General features: G+C 74.2%; 15 protein-coding genes. 5 read left to right on the top strand and 10 right to left on the bottom strand.

The window, feature by feature from the left end; translation table 11 throughout:
* The first annotated feature begins 680 nt into the window (after nt 1–680).
* Entirely contained in the window at nt 681–1,679 is a 999-nt protein-coding gene (gene trpS / locus AB0D45_RS30510) for a tryptophan--tRNA ligase (RefSeq protein ID WP_361610803.1), read from the top strand.
* Nucleotides 1,680–1,724: 45 nt separating this feature from the next.
* Here the strand turns inward: trpS and proC are convergent, their stop codons facing one another.
* From proC to AB0D45_RS30535, 5 genes are all read right to left on the bottom strand, one after another.
* Nucleotides 1,725–2,534: a pyrroline-5-carboxylate reductase gene (gene proC, locus AB0D45_RS30515; protein WP_362465018.1), complete on the bottom strand. Its 810-nt coding sequence runs from the start codon at nt 2,532–2,534 to the stop codon at nt 1,725–1,727.
* A gap of 91 nt (nt 2,535–2,625) precedes the next feature.
* On the bottom strand, nt 2,626–3,363 hold the full coding sequence (locus AB0D45_RS30520) for an ABC transporter permease (protein WP_362465021.1): 738 nt from the start codon (nt 3,361–3,363) through the stop codon (nt 2,626–2,628).
* Complete coding sequence (locus AB0D45_RS30525) at nt 3,360–4,160, bottom strand: ABC transporter ATP-binding protein (protein ID WP_362465023.1); 801 nt, start codon at nt 4,158–4,160, stop codon at nt 3,360–3,362. The genes AB0D45_RS30520 and AB0D45_RS30525 overlap by 4 nt, the downstream gene beginning before the upstream one ends.
* Before the next feature lie 78 nt (nt 4,161–4,238).
* A complete protein-coding gene (locus AB0D45_RS30530; protein WP_362465026.1) occupies nt 4,239–4,760 on the bottom strand; it encodes a hypothetical protein in 522 nt (173 codons plus the stop codon).
* Between the two features lie 135 nt (nt 4,761–4,895).
* Nucleotides 4,896–5,201, bottom strand: a complete 306-nt coding sequence (locus AB0D45_RS30535; protein ID WP_361609840.1) for a peptidase — start codon at nt 5,199–5,201, stop codon at nt 4,896–4,898.
* A gap of 106 nt (nt 5,202–5,307) precedes the next feature.
* Between AB0D45_RS30535 and AB0D45_RS30540 the strand changes: the two genes are divergently transcribed.
* A complete protein-coding gene (locus tag AB0D45_RS30540) occupies nt 5,308–7,413 on the top strand; it encodes a serine/threonine-protein kinase (RefSeq protein ID WP_362465029.1) in 2,106 nt (701 codons plus the stop codon).
* A gap of 104 nt (nt 7,414–7,517) precedes the next feature.
* Here AB0D45_RS30540 and ilvD read toward each other — a convergent pair whose 3' ends face one another.
* From ilvD to AB0D45_RS30555, 3 genes are all read right to left on the bottom strand, one after another.
* Entirely contained in the window at nt 7,518–9,368 is a 1,851-nt protein-coding gene (gene ilvD / locus AB0D45_RS30545) for a dihydroxy-acid dehydratase (protein WP_361609842.1), read from the bottom strand.
* Nucleotides 9,369–9,489: 121 nt separating this feature from the next.
* The gene (locus AB0D45_RS30550; protein WP_361609843.1) at nt 9,490–10,107 is read right to left on the bottom strand and encodes a TetR family transcriptional regulator; all 618 of its coding nucleotides are present in this window, start codon (nt 10,105–10,107) and stop codon (nt 9,490–9,492) included.
* Complete coding sequence (locus tag AB0D45_RS30555; RefSeq protein WP_361609844.1) at nt 10,104–10,928, bottom strand: sugar phosphate isomerase/epimerase; 825 nt, start codon at nt 10,926–10,928, stop codon at nt 10,104–10,106. The genes AB0D45_RS30550 and AB0D45_RS30555 overlap by 4 nt, the downstream gene beginning before the upstream one ends.
* A gap of 66 nt (nt 10,929–10,994) precedes the next feature.
* Between AB0D45_RS30555 and AB0D45_RS30560 the strand changes: the two genes are divergently transcribed.
* Nucleotides 10,995–11,759 carry a hypothetical protein gene (locus AB0D45_RS30560; RefSeq protein ID WP_362465033.1) on the top strand — a complete coding sequence of 255 codons (765 nt, stop codon included), beginning with the start codon at nt 10,995–10,997 and terminating at the stop codon, nt 11,757–11,759.
* Between the two features lie 21 nt (nt 11,760–11,780).
* Here the strand turns inward: AB0D45_RS30560 and AB0D45_RS30565 are convergent, their stop codons facing one another.
* Nucleotides 11,781–12,707: a Ppx/GppA phosphatase family protein gene (locus AB0D45_RS30565; protein ID WP_361609846.1), complete on the bottom strand. Its 927-nt coding sequence runs from the start codon at nt 12,705–12,707 to the stop codon at nt 11,781–11,783.
* Between the two features lie 100 nt (nt 12,708–12,807).
* Here AB0D45_RS30565 and AB0D45_RS30570 point away from each other — a divergent pair, with 100 nt between their 5' ends.
* Nucleotides 12,808–13,578 (top strand): hypothetical protein, encoded by a 771-nt coding sequence (locus AB0D45_RS30570; RefSeq protein WP_361609847.1) that lies wholly within the window; start codon nt 12,808–12,810, stop codon nt 13,576–13,578.
* 72 nt (nt 13,579–13,650) lie between these two features.
* On the opposite strand, the gene AB0D45_RS30575 is transcribed toward AB0D45_RS30570, so the two are convergent.
* Entirely contained in the window at nt 13,651–15,252 is a 1,602-nt protein-coding gene (locus tag AB0D45_RS30575) for a hypothetical protein (RefSeq protein WP_362465050.1), read from the bottom strand.
* Between the two features lie 515 nt (nt 15,253–15,767).
* Here AB0D45_RS30575 and radA point away from each other — a divergent pair.
* Entirely contained in the window at nt 15,768–17,183 is a 1,416-nt protein-coding gene (radA, locus tag AB0D45_RS30580; protein ID WP_361607857.1) for a DNA repair protein RadA, read from the top strand.
* Nucleotides 17,184–17,201 lie beyond the last annotated feature (18 nt).

Genomic DNA, 17,201 nt, shown 5'->3' on the forward strand with positions numbered 1-17,201 from the left:
CTTTCCTCCGGGCTTTCGTTCTGTGTTGTTCTTGCGTTTCCGACTCTATCAGAGTCTTTCTCGCTTGCTTTCCAGGTCCTGCGCTTTCGCGCTTTTCCTTTCCGGCGGTTCCGACTCTATCAGATCCTTTCGGGCCTGACTCCCAGTCAGCGGGATTCGCGTTCCGGGCTGTTGGGCCCTTCCGGCGAGTGAGACAGTAGCGGATTCCCTGCCCCCGATGCCAATCGGGGGCTGCGTCCTGGAACGCGGATTCCTCATTCGCAAATACGCATGAAAACGAGACGACACAGTGCGTCGTTCGTTCGAATGTGTAGTGCGGGATGGCTGTCCGGGGACCGACCGGGGTCGGCGCTCACGTCGGACAACTCGAAGAACCTTACGGATCGGGCACACCTGTGTCAACCCCCGGCTGACCGGCGGACGTCCGGTCGGCAAACTTCCCGCGCACCGCGCCTTGCGGGGGCTACGCTGCTTCGCATGACCACGCACGCGCTCACGCTCAGCCTTCGTTGGTGGCCCGCCTGACGGCGGCCGACCACCACGCGAGCACGCATGCGCTCACGGCCGCCGCTACGGCGGCCGTTTCTGTTTCTCCCCCTCTCCGGGAGTGGCTCGGTCGCCCGACGCGGTGGCCACGGCACCACACCACCCCCACCACAGGACACGAGGGAGAGCAGGACATGACGAGGATCTTCAGCGGGATCACCCCGTCCGGGCATCTGACGCTGGGCAACTACCTGGGGGCCATCCGGCAGTGGGTCGCGGCCGAGCAGGCGCCCGGGGACGCGCTGTTCTGCGTCGTCGATCTGCACGCGCTGACCGTGGAGCACGATCCGGCACGGCTGCGGCGGCTCAGTCGGCAGGCCGCGTCGCTGTACCTGGCCGCCGGGCTGGATCCGCAGCGGTGCACGCTCTTCGTGCAGAGCCACGTCGGCGAGCACACGCGGCTGGCCTACCTGCTGGAGTGCACCGCCACCGACGGGGAGATGCGGCGGATGATCCAGTACCGGGAGAAGGCGGCGAAGGCGGAGGCGTCCGGGCAGGGCGTACGGCTGTCGCTGCTGACGTATCCCGCGCTGATGGCCGCCGACATCCTCGCCTACCGGACGGACGAGGTGCCGGTGGGTGAGGACCAGCGCCAGCACGTGGAGCTGACCCGGGACCTGGCGGAGCGGTTCAACCAGCGGTACGGGCACACCTTCACCGTGCCCAGGGCGGCGGTTCCGGCGGTGGCCGCGCGGGTCATGAACCTCCAGGACCCCACCAGGAAGATGGGGAAGTCGGAGGAGGGCGGCACCGGCATCGTCTACCTGCTCGACGAGCCGGCGGTGGTGACCAAGAAGGTGATGCGGGCCGTGACCGACAGCGGGGACGGCGGGGTGGTGTACGACCGGGCCGCGCGGCCTGGGGTGGCGAACCTGCTGGACATCCTGGCGGCCTGTACGGGCGGCGACCCGGAGAAGCTCGCCGCGGGGTACTCCCAGTACGGGCCGTTGAAGCGGGACGTCGCCGAGGCGGTGGTGGAGCTGCTGCGGCCGCTGCGGGAGCGGCACGCGGTGCTGGCGGCCGATCCGGGCGAGGTGGAGCGGGTGCTGCGCGAGGGCGCCGGGCGGGCCCGGGCCATGGCGCGGCCGGTGGTGGACCGGGCGTACGAGGCCATGGGGCTGCTGGCGCCGTGAAGGGGCGGGCGGAGGGGCCCCGGGGTGCGGGGCCCTCCCGCCGGGTCAGCTGTTGCCGGTGGCGAGTTCGCGGCTGCGGTCGCGGGCGGCTTCGAGGGCGGCGATCAGGGCGGCCCGTACGCCGTGCTTCTCCAGCTCGACGATGGCGTTGATGGTCGTGCCGGCCGGGGAGGTGACGGCCTCGCGGAGCTTGACGGGGTGCTCGCCGCTGTCGCGGAGCATCACGGCGGCGCCGATGGCGGCCTGGACGATGAGGTCGTGGGCCTGGGCGCGTGGCAGGCCGAGGAGGATGCCGGCGTCGGTCATGGCTTCGACGAGGAAGTAGAAGTAGGCGGGTCCGGAGCCGGAGAGGGCGGTGGCCGCGTCCTGCTGGGACTCGGGGACGCGCAGGGTCTTGCCGACGCCGCCGAAGATCTCCTCGGTGTGTTCGAGGTGGGCGGCGGTGGCGTGGCTGCCGGCGGAGATGACGGACATGGCCTCGTCGACGAGGGCGGGGGTGTTCGTCATGACGCGGACGACGGGGGTGCCGGGCGCGAGCCGTTCCTCGAAGAAGGCGGTGGGGACGCCAGCGGCGCCGCTGATGACGAGGCGGTCGGCGGGGACGTGCGGGGCGAGCTCTTCGAGGAGCTTGCCCATGTCCTGCGGCTTGACGGTGAGGATGAGGGTGTCGGCGCGGTTGGCGGCTTCGGCGTTGCTGACGGCCTCGACGCCGTAGCGGGTGCGGAGCTCCTCGGCGCGCTCGGGGCGGCGGGCGGTGACGAGCAGTTTGGCGGCCGGCCAGCCGCCGCGGATCATCCCGCTGAGCAGAGCCTCGCCGATCTTGCCGGTACCGAGGACTGCGACTGTCTGGGTCATGCCCGATTCACCTCGCCGAACGAACCATCAGGACGTACGCCCTCATCCTTGCACCCGTGCGCGTCGTGGCGAGGGGGTGTCCGCTCCGTGGTCAGGGCGTCCGGCGGCGGAGGGTGGCGGCGCCGAGGGCGAGGACGAGCAGGGCGCAGCCGGCGACGACGACGGCGTCGCGGACAAAGTCGGCGGTCATGTCGGTGTGGGTGAGGACCTGGGTCATGCCGTCGACGGCGTAGGACATGGGCAGGACGTCCGAGAGGCCTTCGAGTACGGGCTGCATGGTGTCGCGGGCCGCGAAGAGCCCGCACAGGAGCAGCTGCGGGAAGATCACGGCCGGCATGAACTGGACGGCCTGGAACTCGGACGCGGCGAAGGCGGAGACGAAGAGGCCGAGGGCGGTGCCGAGGAGGGCGTCGAGGAGGGCGACGAGCAGGAGCAGCCAGGGGGAGCCGGTGACGTCGAGGCCGAGGAGCCAGAGGGCGAGGCCGGTGGCGAGGAGGGACTGGACGACGGCGACGGCGCCGAAGGCGAGGGCGTAGCCGGCGATGAGGTCGCCTTTGCCCAGCGGCATGGCGAGGAGGCGTTCGAGGGTTCCGGAGGTGCGTTCGCGCAGGGTGGCGATCGAGGTCACGAGGAACATCGTGATGAGGGGGAAGATCCCGAGGAGGGACGCGCCGATGCTGTCGAAGGTGCGGGGGCTGCCGTCGAAGACGTAGCGCAGCAGGGTGAGCATCAGTACGGGGACCAGCAGCATCAGTGCGATGGAGCGCGGGTCGTGGGCGAGCTGGCGCAGGACGCGGGCGGCGGTGGCGAGGGTGCGGGCGCCGTTCATCGCTGGATCTCCTCGGTGTGTGCGCCGGCTTCGTCGACGAGGCGCAGGAAGCCTTCTTCGACGGTGGCGGAGCGGGTGCGGGTGCGCAGGGCTTCGGGGGTGTCCTGGGCGAGGATGCGGCCCTCGCGCATGAGGAGCAGGTCGTGGCAGCGCTCGGCCTCGTCCATGACGTGGGAGGAGACGAGGATCGTGGCGCCGCGGGCGCGGGTGATGTCGTGGAAGAGGTTCCACAGGTCGCGGCGCAGGACGGGGTCGAGGCCGACGGTGGGTTCGTCGAGGACGAGCAGCTCGGGGGTGCCGAGGAGGGCGACGGCGAGGGACACGCGGCTGCGCTGGCCTCCGGAGAGGCGGCCGGCGAGGGCGGTGGCGTGGGTGGTGAGGTCGACGTCGGCGATGGCCCGTTCGACGGCGGCGCGGCGGCGGTCGGTGGCGGTGCGGCCGGGGTCGAGGACGGCGGCGAAGTAGTCGAGGTTCTGCCGGACGGTGAGGTCGTCGTAGACGGAGGGTGCCTGGGTGACGTAGCCGATGCGGGAGCGGAGCCGGGGGTGGCCGGCGGGGTGGCCGAGGACGTCGAGGGTGCCGGTGACGTGGGCCTGGGTGCCGACGACGGCGCGCATGAGGGTGGACTTGCCGCAGCCGGAGGGGCCGAGGAGGCCGGTGATGCGGCCGCGGGGGACGGTGAAGGTGAGGGTGTCGAGGACGGTGCGAGGGTGGCGGCCCGTGCCGCGGCGGACGGTGAGGGCGTCGGCGTGGACGGCGGGAGGGGACGGCGCCGCCTCCCGCAGGTTATTCATCATGTGATGAATAATGCTCCTGGTGGTGCCGGGCGTCAATCGACGGGCCTTCGGAAAAAAGGGGACTGGAGCCGGGCGGGGCTACTTCCTGCGCTTGGAGCGGCGGGCCGCCGGGTTCCCCGTACGGGCGCTGCGGCGGCGGGCGAACTCGGCCACGGCGCTCTCGTACTCGGCGCGGCGGAGCTTCTCGCCCGGGGCCTCGCTCAGGCTGCGCAGGAAGTATGCGACGAGGGAGCCGATGAAACCGATCGCCTTCAGGCCCTTGAGGGCGGCCTCGTCGGAGGAGGGGCGGGGCCGGCGGCCGAAGGACTCCCAGGTCTTGGCGAAGGCGATGGAGCTGGCGATCGCGAAGAGCACCACGACGGAGATGCTGAGGAAGGGGCCGACGTCGCCGATCTCCAGGCCCTCGTAGGCGAGGCGCAGCAGGTAGGCGCCGAGGACGGCGGCGGCGAGCGAGCCGGCGGCGACACCGGCGCGGCGCAGCGCGTAGCCGTTGTCGTGGTCCGCCCAGGTGGTGCCGAAGAACCGGATCGGCTCGGGCTGCGGTCCGGGGACCGGCTCCGCCGGGGCCTGGCTCTGGTCTCGCTGCTCGTTGTCGCTCACACCGGCGATTATCCCCCGGCGGGCCGGGCCCGCCGGGGGTGTCTCGCGTGGCGGAACGGCGGGCGGGCCCCCGGCCGGGCGCGGCCGCGGTGCGGGGCGGCGTGGCCGTCGCCCGGCGACCCGCCGATCACGCCGTCAGCCGCAGCGGCCGGCCACGTAGCCGTCGGCGCCCGTGTGGACGTAGGCGTCGGAGACGAAGCGGCCGTTGCCGACGCAGTCCCACAGGTCCGTCGTGCCGTACGGACCCGAGACCGTGGTGCCGGGGCACTGGCAGCGGATCGTGACGGATCCGCCGACGGGCACGGCGTCGATGATCGCGTAGTTGGTGCCCGGGCCGCTGCGGATGTTGACCCGGTAGCCGGGCGCGGTCGGGTACGACTGGAAACCCCCGTCGGCGGCCGTGAGGCTCTGCACCGGGCTGGAATCGTTCTCAACGGACATGTGGAATCTCCCCCTTGGGTGCTGCTCCTGCGCAACGCGCGCAGGGTAGCAAGCCCTTGGATGTTCGCACGGGCCATCGACTAGGCTCCGGCGGGGGTGGTGAGCGGTGCAGTCGCTGCGCGCGGACAACGCCGGGTTTCCGCAGTACGCCGGGCAGTACCGGCTCGAATCCGTGCTCGGCTCCGGCGGCATGGGCGTCGTCCACCTGGCCACCTCCAGCTCCGGGCTCAGGCTGGCCGTCAAGGTCGTGCACCCCCAGCACGCGGTGGACCCGGAGTTCCGGGCGCGGTTCCGGCAGGAGGTCGCGGCCGCGCGAAGGGTGAGCGGCGCCTTCACCGCGCCCGTCGTCGACGCCGATCCGGATGCCGAGCGGCCCTGGATGGCCACCCTGTTCATCGACGCCCCGACGCTGTCCGAGCGGGTACGGGAACGCGTGCTCGACGCCGTCGAGCTGACCCGGCTCGCGGCCGGGCTGGCGGAGGCCCTGCGGGACATCCACCGGGCCGGGGTGGTGCACCGGGACCTGAAGCCGAGCAACGTGCTGATGGCCCCGGACGGGGTGCGGGTCATCGACTTCGGCATCTCGCGCCCGGCCGACAGCGACCTGCGCACCGAGACGGGCAAGCTGATCGGGACGCCGCCGTTCATGGCGCCGGAGCAGTTCCAGCGGCCGAGGGACGTGGGGACGGCCGCGGACGTCTTCGCGCTCGGCGCGGTGCTGGTGCACGCGGCGACCGGGCGCGGGCCCTTCGACTCCGACAGCCATTACCTCGTGGCGTACCAGGTCGTGCACGCCGAACCCGACCTGACGGGGCTGCCGGCCCGGCTCGTGCCGATCGTGGAGCGCTGCCTGGCGAAGGATCCGGCGGAGCGGCCGACCGCCGAGGCGCTGATCGGGGAGATGCGGGCCGTCGCGTACCCGACCGCCGAGGACACCCAGGCGTTCATACCGCGGCCGCGCGGGCCCGTGGCGCAGGAGCAGGTCACCCACCGGCGGGACCGGATCGCGGCGGACCGGCCGCCCCCGGCCCGCCGGCGCAGGCCGGTGCTGCCGGCGGCCGGGCTCGCGGTGCTGCTCACGGCGGCGGCGGTCGGCGGTTACCTGTGGTGGGCGCCCGGCGCCGGGACGCCGGAGCAGCCGGCCGCCCACGCCTCGGGGGCACCGGCGAAGGGCTTCTCGCCGTGGTCGGCCTCGACGGGCGCACCCCAGGTGTCCTGCTCGGCCGGGTCCGGCGGGCTGTACTGCTCGGGCCGGGGCCTGGCCGCGACCCGGCTCGACCCCGCGGACGGCTCGACGGTGTGGACGGTCCGCGCGAACCCCCCGAGCCAGGGCGTGACGACCGGCAGCGCCCCCCTCCACTCGGGTGGGCTGGTGCTGGCGGTGGCACCCGGCAGCGCGCTGCTGCGGGCCCTGGATCCCGCCACGGGTGCCGAGCGCTGGCAGCGGAAACTGCCCGGCGGCACGCGCGTGGTGACCGCCGGCCCGTACGCGCTCACCGTGACCGCGAACGGGATGGTCACCGCCCTCGACGGGGCGAGCGGCACCCAGCGCTGGACGCAGAAGATCGGTGACGCCGGGTCCGTGTGGTGGGGCGGCCCCGGGGCGTCGGGCGCGCCCGTGCTCTACGTGGCGACCGCGGCCCTCGACGGCGGGTCGACGCAGCTCGCGGAAGTCGACCCGGCGACGGGCGGCGTGCGCTGGCGGACGCGGACCACGGGGAAGCTACGGCCCGTCGGCGTGGCGCACGGTGCGGTGCATCTGCTGGACACCGGCGCGGACGCCCGGACCGGCGCCGTCGTGCGGGTGGACGTGGCGAGCCGGACGATCCGCCGGGTCCAGCTGCCCGCTCCCCTGTTCGACGCGGAGGCGGCCGTGGGCCCGGACGGAACGGTCTACGCCTTCGGCGGTGGGGGCGCGCTGGTGGCGGTGGGCGCGGAGAGGGAGCTCTGGCGGCTGGAGACCGGGGCCGCCAGCGGCTCCGCGCCCGCGCAGTCGGACGGGCAGGTCTACCTGATGACCGGGGACGGCCGGCTGCTGGCCGTCGACGCGGCAGCCGGACGGCTGGTGGGACAGACCAAGCCGCGCATGGCCGCGCAGGGCACGTTCAGCGCCGCCCTCCCCGCCCCGGTCACCACGGAGGGCCGCGTCTACGGCTCCGCGCCCGACGGAACGGTGTTCGCCGTGGACGCCGGGAACGCGGCCGGGTGGTGAGCCGGTGGCCGGGGCGGCCGACGGACGGAGTCCGGCGCAGCGGCCCGAAGCCCGCGAGGCGCCCCCGGCGCCGAGCGGCGCGAGGGGCGCGAGCCGTATGGGTGTCAGCCGAGCTTCGAGACGTCGCGCACCGCGCCCTTGTCGGCGCTCGTGGCCATCGCCGCGTAGGCGCGCAGGGCCGCCGAGACCGTGCGCTCGCGGTCCTTCGGGGCGTAGACGCCGCCCAGCGCCGCGTGGCGTGCCGCCAGCTCCTCCTCGGAGACCAGCAGTTCGATCCCCCGGTTCGGGATGTCGATGCGGATCCGGTCGCCGTCCTGCACGACCGCGATGTTGCCGCCCGAGGCCGCCTCCGGGGAGGCGTGGCCGATGGAGAGGCCCGAGGTGCCGCCGGAGAACCGGCCGTCCGTCACCAGGGCGCAGACCTTGCCGAGGCCGCGGCCCTTGAGGAAGGAGGTCGGGTAGAGCATCTCCTGCATGCCGGGGCCGCCGCGCGGGCCCTCGTAGCGGATGACGACGACGTCGCCCGGCTTGATCTCCTTGCGCAGGATCTTGTCGACGGCCTCGTCCTGCGACTCGCAGACGACCGCCGGGCCCTCGAAGGTCCAGATCGACTCGTCGACGCCGGCGGTCTTGACCACGCAGCCGTCGACGGCGATGTTGCCGCGCAGGACGGCGAGGCCGCCGTCCTTGGAGTACGCGTGCTGCACCGAGCGGATGCAGCCGCCCTCGGCGTCGAGGTCGAGGGTCTCCCAGCGCTCGGACTGGGAGAAGGCGGTGGCGGAGCGCTTGCAGCCGGGGGCCGCGTGCCACAGCTCCATGGCCACGTCGTCGGCCGTGCCGGAGCGGGCGTCCCACTTCGCCAGCCAGTCCTCCAGGTTCTCGGAGTGGACCGTGGTGACGTCCTTGTTCAGGAGGCCGCCGCGGTGCAGCTCGCCGAGGATGGCGGGGATGCCGCCGGCCCGGTGGATGTCCTCCATGTAGTACGTGCCGCCGGGGGCGACGTTCGGCGCGACCTTGGCCAGGCACGGGACGCGGCGCGAGACCGCGTCGATGTCGGTGAGGTCGTAGTCCAGGCCCGCTTCCTGCGCCGCGGCCAGCAGGTGCAGGATCGTGTTCGTGGAGCCGCCCATGGCGATGTCGAGGGCCATGGCGTTCTCGAAGGCCTCGCGGGTGGCGATGTTGCGCGGCAGGACGGACTCGTCGCCGCCCTCGTAGTAGCGCTTGGTGATCTCCACGACCGTGCGGCCGGCGTCCTCGTACAGGGCGCGGCGGGCGGTGTGCGTGGCGAGGACGGAGCCGTTGCCGGGCAGGGCCAGGCCGATGGCCTCGGCGAGGCAGTTCATCGAGTTGGCGGTGAACATGCCGGAACAGGAGCCGCACGTCGGGCAGGCGTTCTCCTCGATCCGCAGCACGTCCTCGTCGGAGACGTTCTCGTTGGAGGCGTCGACCATGGCGTCGATCAGGTCGAGCTTGCGGACGGTGCCGTCCACCAGCGTCGCCTGCCCGGCCTCCATCGGGCCGCCGGAGACGAAGACGACCGGGATGTTGAGGCGCATGGCGGCCATCAGCATGCCGGGGGTGATCTTGTCGCAGTTGGAGATGCAGATCAGGGCGTCGGCGCAGTGCGCCTCGACCATGTACTCCACGCTGTCGGCGATCAGGTCGCGCGACGGCAGGGAGTACAGCATGCCGGCGTGGCCCATGGCGATGCCGTCGTCGACCGCGATCGTGTTGAACTCGCGCGGGATCGCACCGGCGGCGCGGATGGCGTCGGAGACGATCCGGCCGACGGGGGCGAGGTGGGTGTGGCCGGGGACGAACTCGGTGAAGGAGTTGGCCACCGCGATGATCGGCTTGCCGATGTCCTCGCTCGCTACGCCCGACGCGCGCATCAGCGCACGAGCGCCTGCCATGTTGCGGCCGTGGGTGACGGTGCGGGACCTCAGCTCGGGCATGCGGTTCACTCCCCATGAGTGCGGCTGTACGGTCAGCCGCGACTGTGGATATGGCTCGGTTACGAGGCTACGCCCACCGCCCGCGATCCGGACATCTGGTCCGCATGCCGGGATGCGGAGGTCACTCCTCGGTCAGGTAGCGCTGGAGGGTGGGCGCCACCATGGCCACGATGTCCTCCGGGTCCGCCGACGCGAGGGGCTCGACCTGGACGACGTACCGCAGGACGGCGATCCCGACCATGTGCGAGGCGGCCAGCTCGGCCCGGAACGTCGGGTCCGGGACGTCGAGGTCGGCGGCGATCCGCTCCAGCACCCGGCGCAGCACCAGCGTGCGCAGTACCTTCGCGGCGGCCTCGTGCGTGAGCGCCGACCGGATCACGGCCAGCAGCGGGACCCGGGTGGCCGGGTTCTCCCACACGCCCAGGAAATAGCGGACCAGCCGCTCCCCGATGCCCTCCGGGCCCCCGCCGAGAAGGGCCGGAACCACCAGCGCGGGCTCCATGCTCACCTCGACGGCGGCGGCGAAGAGGTCGTCCTTGCTGCCGAAGTAGTGGTGCACCAGGGCCGGGTCCACCCCCGCCACCTTGGCGACGCCGCGCACGGACGTCTTGTCGTAGCCGCGCTCGGCGAACACCTCGCGGGCGGCGAGGCGGATGCGCTCCTGCGTGCCCGGGCCGTCGTCGGCCTCGTCCTGGCGGGGCCGGCCGGGACCGCGCCGCCGCTTCGCGGGCTCGCTCACCGGCGCCCGGCCGGCTTCGCGAGGTGCGTGCGCGTGAAGGCCAGCGCCTCGGCGAGGTCGGCCTCCCGCTCGGCGGAGGACATCGCCCGGCGCGTGTTGACCTCGATCACCACGTGCCCGTCGAAGGAGCTGCGGGCCAGCCCGGCCAGCAGCTCGGCGCAGGGCTGCGTACCGCGTCCGGGGACCAGGTGCTCGTCCTTCGCCGAACCGTTCCCGTCGGCGAGGTGGACGTGCGCCAGCCGGTCCCCCATCCGGTCGACCATCGCGGTGGCGTCGGCGCGCGCGGTGGCGGTGTGCGACAGGTCGACGGTGAAGTGCCGGTAGTCGTCCTTCGACACGTCCCACTCGGGCGCGTACGCGAGCATCTCGCGGTCCCGGTAGCGCCAGGGGTACATGTTCTCGACGGCGAAGCGGACGTCGGTCTCGTCGGCCATCCGCCAGATCCCGGAGACGAAGTCCCGCGCGTACTGCCGCTGCCAGCGGAACGGCGGGTGCACGACGACGGTGGACGCCCCGAGCCGCTCGGCCGCCGCCCGGGCCCGCTGGAGCTTGGTCCACGGGTCGGTGGACCACACCCGCTGGGTGATGAGGAGGCAGGGCGCGTGCACGGCGAGGACCGGCACCCCGTGGTGGTCCGACAGCCGGCGCAGGGCGTCGACGTCCTGACTGACCGGGTCCGTCCAGACCATGACCTCCACGCCGTCGTAGCCGAGGCGGGCGGCGATCTCGAAGGCGGTCGCCGTGGTCTCCGGGTACACGGAGGCGGTGGACAGGGCGACCTTCGGGGTCCGGCTGCTCGGGATACGGAGTGGATCTGCCACGGGGACAGATTACGGGGCCCCTCCCCGGCGGGGCGTACCCGGCGGCACTCTCGTCATACTTTCCGGATGGAAACCGAAGCGGTCGCCCGGGCCCGGCGATGGCTGGCCGACCGCGGGGTCGTCGAGACCCCCGGGGGCTGGACCGACCCGGACGGGCCCGGCGGTCCCCGTACCGCCAACGAGATCGCCCACGCCTACGCCTGCGAGGTCTTCGTCGACGAGGACCTCGACGAGGCGGCGGCGGTACGGATGGCCTTCGGCCTGCTCGACCTGCTCGGCGAGTACTGGGTGACCTGCGAGATCGGCATGGCGCACGACGGCCCGTACGGCCCGCTGCCCGCGGGCCCCCTCTGGGAGGGCTACCGCACCCGCCTGGAGGCGGAACGGGACCCGGAACCCGTCCGCTACTCCCTGTGGGTCGACTGGTTCGAGGACCGCACCACCAGCGCCACGGCCTTCGCGGAGGTCTTGGGCAACGACATCGCGGCCATCGTGGCCGCCCCCACACCGCCCGCCCTGCGCCGGGCGTCCCGCGTCCTGGCCGACTCGGGCCCGGTCCCGTGGGAGGCCAAGCACCTCGCGTACGAGACGGCCGCCCGCCTCCCGGCCCTGCACGCCCCCCTCTTCAAGGCCCTCCTCGCGGGCTACCACGACCTCTACGGCGACCTGGACCCTCCGCAGGCCCTCACCCTCCTCGACCGCCTGCGCCTCCCCCCGGCCACGGAACACCTCCCCCGGCTCCGGGCGGTCCTCACGGCGGGCCACCGCAACCACCGCCACAGCCCGCAGGCGTGGGACGCGGCCGGCGGGAAGCCCCCGGACCAGCTCTGACGCGGTCCCCCGCACCCCGCCCTACGGCAGGTGGTCCAGCCGGCGCAGGATGACGCCCTCGCGCAGGGCCCAGGGGCAGATCTCCAGGTCGTCCACCCCGAAGAGGTCCATCGCCGCCTCCGCCACCAGCGCGCCCGCCAGCAGCTGGGCGGCGCGGCCCTCCGAGACGCCCGGGAGGGCGGCGCGCTGGGACGTGGTCATCGCCGTCAGGCGGGGAACCCACTCCTCCAGGGACTTGCGGGTCAGGTCCCGTTGCACGTACAGCCCGTCGGCCTCGCGGGCGGCGCCCGCTATGCGGGCCAGCTGCTTGAAGGTCTTCGACGTCGCCACCACGTGGTCCGGCGCCCCGAAGCGGCTGAACTCGCCGACCGTCCGCGCGATCTGCGCCCGCACGTGCCGCCGCAGGGCCTTCACGTCCGCCGGGTCCGCCGGGTCGCCCGGGAGCCAGGCCGAGGTGAGGCGGCCCGCGCCCAGGGGGAGGGAGACGGCCGCGTCCGGGTCCTCGTCCATGCCGAACGCCACTTCCAGCGAGCCCCCGCCGATGTCGAGGACCAGCAGCTTGCCGGCCGACCAGCCGAACCACCGCCGGACCGCCAGGAAGGTCAGCCGCGCCTCGTCCTCACCGCTGAGCACCGGCAGCTCGATACCGGTCTCGGCCTTGACGCGGGCGAGGACCTCGTCGGCGTTCGGGGCCTCTCGTACGGCGCTGGTCGCGAACGGCAGTACGTCCTCGCAGCCCTTGTCCTCGGCGGCCTGCACCGCGCCGGCGATCACGGAGACCAGGCGCTCGACCCCCTCGGGGCTGACCGCGCCGCGCTCGTCGAGCAGCTCCGCCAGCCGCAGCTGGACCTTGTGCGAGTGCGCGGGCTGGGGGCGCGCGCCGGGGTGCGCGTCCACCACCAGCAGGTGGATCGTGTTCGAACCCACATCGAGGACACCGAGTCTCATACGGGAAACGCTACTGGGCGGCACGCGGAGCGGTGGCGGAAGGGGCGCTTACGCTTGGCTTGTGCCACATACGAAGAAGGCCGGCAAGAACGCCCACCCGATCAAGGGCGGGGCGAAGAACAAGGTGTCGGACGAGAAGGGCCTCGACTTCCCCAGGGCCTGGGTGGAGTTCCCCGATCCCGCCGACGAGGAGCAGGTCTTCCGCTGTGACCTGACCTGGCTCACCTCCCGATGGACGTGCATCTTCGGCAGCGGCTGCCAGGGCATCCAGGCGGGGCGCGCGGCCGACGGCTGCTGCACCCTGGGCGCGCACTTCTCCGACGAGGACGACGAGAAGCGGGTCGCCGAGCACGTCGCCCGGCTCACGCCCGAGCTGTGGCAGTTCCACGACGTCGGCAGCGAGTCCGGCTGGACGCAGTTCGACGACGACGGGGAGAAGCAGACCCGCCGCTGGGACGGCGCCTGCATCTTCCTGAACCGGCCCGGCTTCCCGGCCGGCGCGGGCTGCTCCCTGCACATCCTGGCGCTCCGGAGCGGCCAGGAGCCGCTGGAGACCAAGCCGGACGTGTGCTGGCAGCTGCCCATCCGGCGGACGTACGACTGGATCGACCGGCCGGACGACACCCGCGTCCTTCAGGTGTCGATCGGCGAGTACGACCGGCGCGGCTGGGGCCCGGGCGGCCACGACCTGCACTGGTGGTGCACGTCGGCGACCTCGGCGCACGGTGCCGGTCAGCCGGTGTACGTGTCGTACCGGGCGGAGCTGACGGAGCTGATGGGCGCGGAGGCGTACGCGGAGCTGGTGAAGCTGTGCGAGGCGCGGCTGGCCTCGCTGCTTCCGATGGCGCCGCACCCCGCCGACCCGGCGTAGCCGGCTGGCACCGCAACCCGCCGACCCGGCGTAGCCGGAACGCGCCGTCGGGGGCCTGAGGCGGGCGCTGCCTCAGGCCCCCGGCGGCGAGCCGGGAGAAACCGTTCCTCCTGGGGCCGGCTCCGGGCTCGCGGTGTCCGTCGGGGCCGGGGTGGGCGCCGGGGTCGGGGTCGGGTCGGGGTCCGGGGCCGGCGGCGTGGGCGTCGGGTCGGGATCCGGGGCCGGCGGGGTCGGGGTCGGCGTCGGGGTCGGTTCGGGGGCGGGAGGGGTCGGATCGGTGGCGGGCGCGGGGCGGCCGCGGCCCTGGAGGGAGACCACCGCCCCGCCGGGGTCCACGCCGACCCGGGCCGTCCAGGCGCCGACGGGCTGGGCCGCGGTGTCGACGGTGATCCGCAGGGTGACCGATTCTCCGGGCGCCAGCGTCCCCGCCGTCTGGCTCGCGCGCAGCCACGGGGCGTCCGACCAGAGCCGCCAGTCGACCGGGCTCCCGCCGGAGGCGCTGAGGGTGAGCAGGGTGGTGCCGCCGCGGGTGGTGGCGGCGACGGTGAGGCGGCCGGGCGCGCCCGGGCCGCCGGCGTCGGGGGTGGCCGGGGCGCCGGCGCTGATGACCTCGACGGAGACGTCGGGGGCTTCGCTGCCGGAGGCGAAGCCGGGCTCGCCGGTGGTGTGGGCGGTGTTGCCGGTGTTCTCGTACGCGGTGAGGGGGCGGCCCCCGGCGGGGGGCGGGATCTCCGATTCGCTGGCGGAGATGCGGGTGCCGTCGCCCCCGACGGGCTCGCCGGTGGCGGGGGCGCCCCGGTACGCGGCCCACAGGGCGAGCACGGGCGCGGCGACGACGGTGGCGACGACGGTGGTGGTCACCGCCCGGGCCCGGAGCCGGTCGCGGCGGGCGGCGCGGTCCTTGGGGTCCATCGGGAAGCCGGTCCGGTCGAAGCGCGGGCCGGGGCGGCCGCCGCGGCGCCGGCCGGAGCGCAGCATGGCGGCGTGGACGGCGGGGCGCGGCGCGGGGACGAGCGGGAGGGCGGCGTCGATGCCGCCGGTGCCGGGCCACGGCGCCCCGGCACCGACGCGTTCGGCGACGCGGCGGCAGCGCGGGCAGTCGTCGACGTGCCGGACGAGCTCGGCGCGCAGGGTGGTGGACAGCAGGACCTGGCCGTCACCGTCGTCGCCGGTGATGCGGGAGACGGCCGGGCAGTCGGCGGTCTCGACCACGGCAAGGGCGGCGCGGGTGCGCTCCACCTCGCAGGCCGCGCCGGAGAGCAGCTCCCGGGCGGCGGTGGGGGCGGTGCCGATGACGGCGGCGAGTTCCGGGACGCCGAGGCGGTGGCGGACGGCGAGTTCGAGGGCTTCGCGCTGCTCGGGGGTGGTTCCGGCGGCCTCGGGCCAGGCGAGCCGGGCGAGCTCGGTGCGGCGGTAGGCGCTCACGTCGAGCGGGCGGTGCGCCCGGGGCGCACGCGCGGTGTCGGCGTGCTCCGGTGTGCGCCGGGTGGAATGCGCCCCCTGCCGCGCGCGCCGCTGCTCGGCCAGCCGGCGCAGGCAGGCCCAGCGGGCGAGCGCGTACAGCCAGGCCCGGCGGTGGCCCTCGTCGGGGCACCGGCCGGGGTGCCGTTCGGCGACGGCGAGGACGTCTCCGAGGACGTCGGTGGCGGCGTCGTGGTCGCACAGCACCGACAGGCAGTACGTGAAGAGCCCGTCGAGATAGGGCTCGTGCCGGAGGGGCGGGGGCTCGGCCGTGCCGGGGGCACCGGTCGCCCCACGCGCCCCTGCCGCCCCTACCGCATCGGTGGCACCACCGGCAACAGTCGTATCCTCCGCACCACCCGTATCGGCCGCCGGACCCGCCCAACCCGCTCGGGACGTGCGCCCGTGCGCCGGGTGTGCGCCGGTGCGCGATACGGGGTCTCCCTGGTCGCTGCTGTTCACCTGGCGAACCGTAGGCGGCGCGCCGGTAACGCCCCGGAAGCCTTCCGGGGTTTTAGCCCTTACGGGTGAACAGATCGCCCGTCGGCTGACAGCGCGCCTGACGCGGGAGCACGCCGACCGCGCATCCACCGCCCCCCGGCCGGGATCCACCGCCGTCGCAAGCCGGGATCCGCCGGGGGCCGGAGCCGGGGCCGGAGCCGCGGCTGGAGCCGCCCGCCCTCCGGACCGGTCGGGCGTTGTCGGTGGCGGCGGCTACGGTGGGCCGCATGGCTGCCCGTACATCTCGCTCATCCGCCAAGGACCGGCCGTCCTACCGCTGCTCCGAGTGCGGCTGGGCCACCGCGAAATGGCTCGGCCGGTGCCCCGAGTGCCAGGCGTGGGGGACCGTCGAGGAGATCGGCACGCCCGCCGTGCGGACCACCGCGGCCGGGCGCGTCTCGGCCGCGGCACTGCCCATCGCCCAGGTCGACGGCAGGACCGCGACCGCCCGCAGCACCGGGGTGGACGAGCTGGACCGCGTCCTGGGCGGCGGCCTGGTGCCCGGCGCGGTGGTGCTGCTGGCGGGCGAGCCGGGCGTCGGCAAGTCGACGCTGCTGCTGGACGTCGCGGCGAAGGCGGCCAGTGGGGACCACCGCACCCTGTACGTCACCGGCGAGGAGTCCGCGAGCCAGGTGCGGCTGCGGGCCGACCGGATCAACGCCCTCGACGACCACCTCTACCTCGCCGCCGAGACCGACCTGTCCGCCGTGCTGGGCCACCTGGACGCGGTGCGGCCGTCGCTGCTGGTCCTGGACTCCGTGCAGACCATCGCCTCCCCCGAGATCGACGGCGCGCCCGGCGGCATGGCGCAGGTGCGGGAGGTCGCCGGCGCGCTGATCCGCGCGTCGAAGGAGCGGGGCATGGCCACCCTCCTCGTCGGCCACGTCACCAAGGACGGGGCCATCGCCGGCCCCCGCCTGCTGGAGCACCTGGTGGACGTGGTGCTCAGCTTCGAGGGCGACCGGCACGCCCGGCTGCGCCTGGTGCGCGGCGTGAAGAACCGTTACGGGGCCACGGACGAGGTCGGCTGCTTCGAGCTCCACGACGAGGGCATCACCGGGCTCGCCGACCCCAGCGGGCTGTTCCTCACCCGGCGGGCCGAGGCGGTGCCGGGCACCTGCCTGACCGTGACCCTGGAGGGCAAGCGCCCGCTGGTCGCCGAGGTGCAGGCGCTGACCGTCGACTCCCAGATCCCCTCCCCGCGCCGCACCACCTCGGGCCTGGAGACCTCGCGCGTCTCCATGATGCTGGCGGTGCTGGAGCAGCGCGGCCGGATCACCGCGCTGGGCAAGCGGGACATCTACAGCGCCACCGTGGGCGGGGTGAAGCTGACCGAGCCGGCCGCGGACCTGGCGATCGCGCTGGCCCTGGCCTCGGCGGCCAGTGACGTGCCCCTGCCGAAGAACCTGGTCGCCATCGGGGAGGTCGGCCTGGCCGGCGAGGTGCGGCGGGTGACCGGCGTGCAGCGGCGCCTGGCCGAGGCCCACCGGCTCGGCTTCACGCACGCGCTGGTCCCGGCGGACCCGGGCAAGGTGCCGGCGGGGATGAAGGTGACCGAGGTCGCGGACATGGGGGACGCGCTGCGGGTCCTGCCGCGCGGGCGTTCCCGTACGCCGGCCAGGGAGCGGGCGGCGGCGGAATAGCGGCGCGGCGGCGGCGCC

Origin of the sequence: Streptomyces sp. NPDC048352, from assembly GCF_040651895.1 — a bacterium.
Classification (GTDB): Bacteria; Actinomycetota; Actinomycetes; order Streptomycetales; family Streptomycetaceae; genus Streptomyces.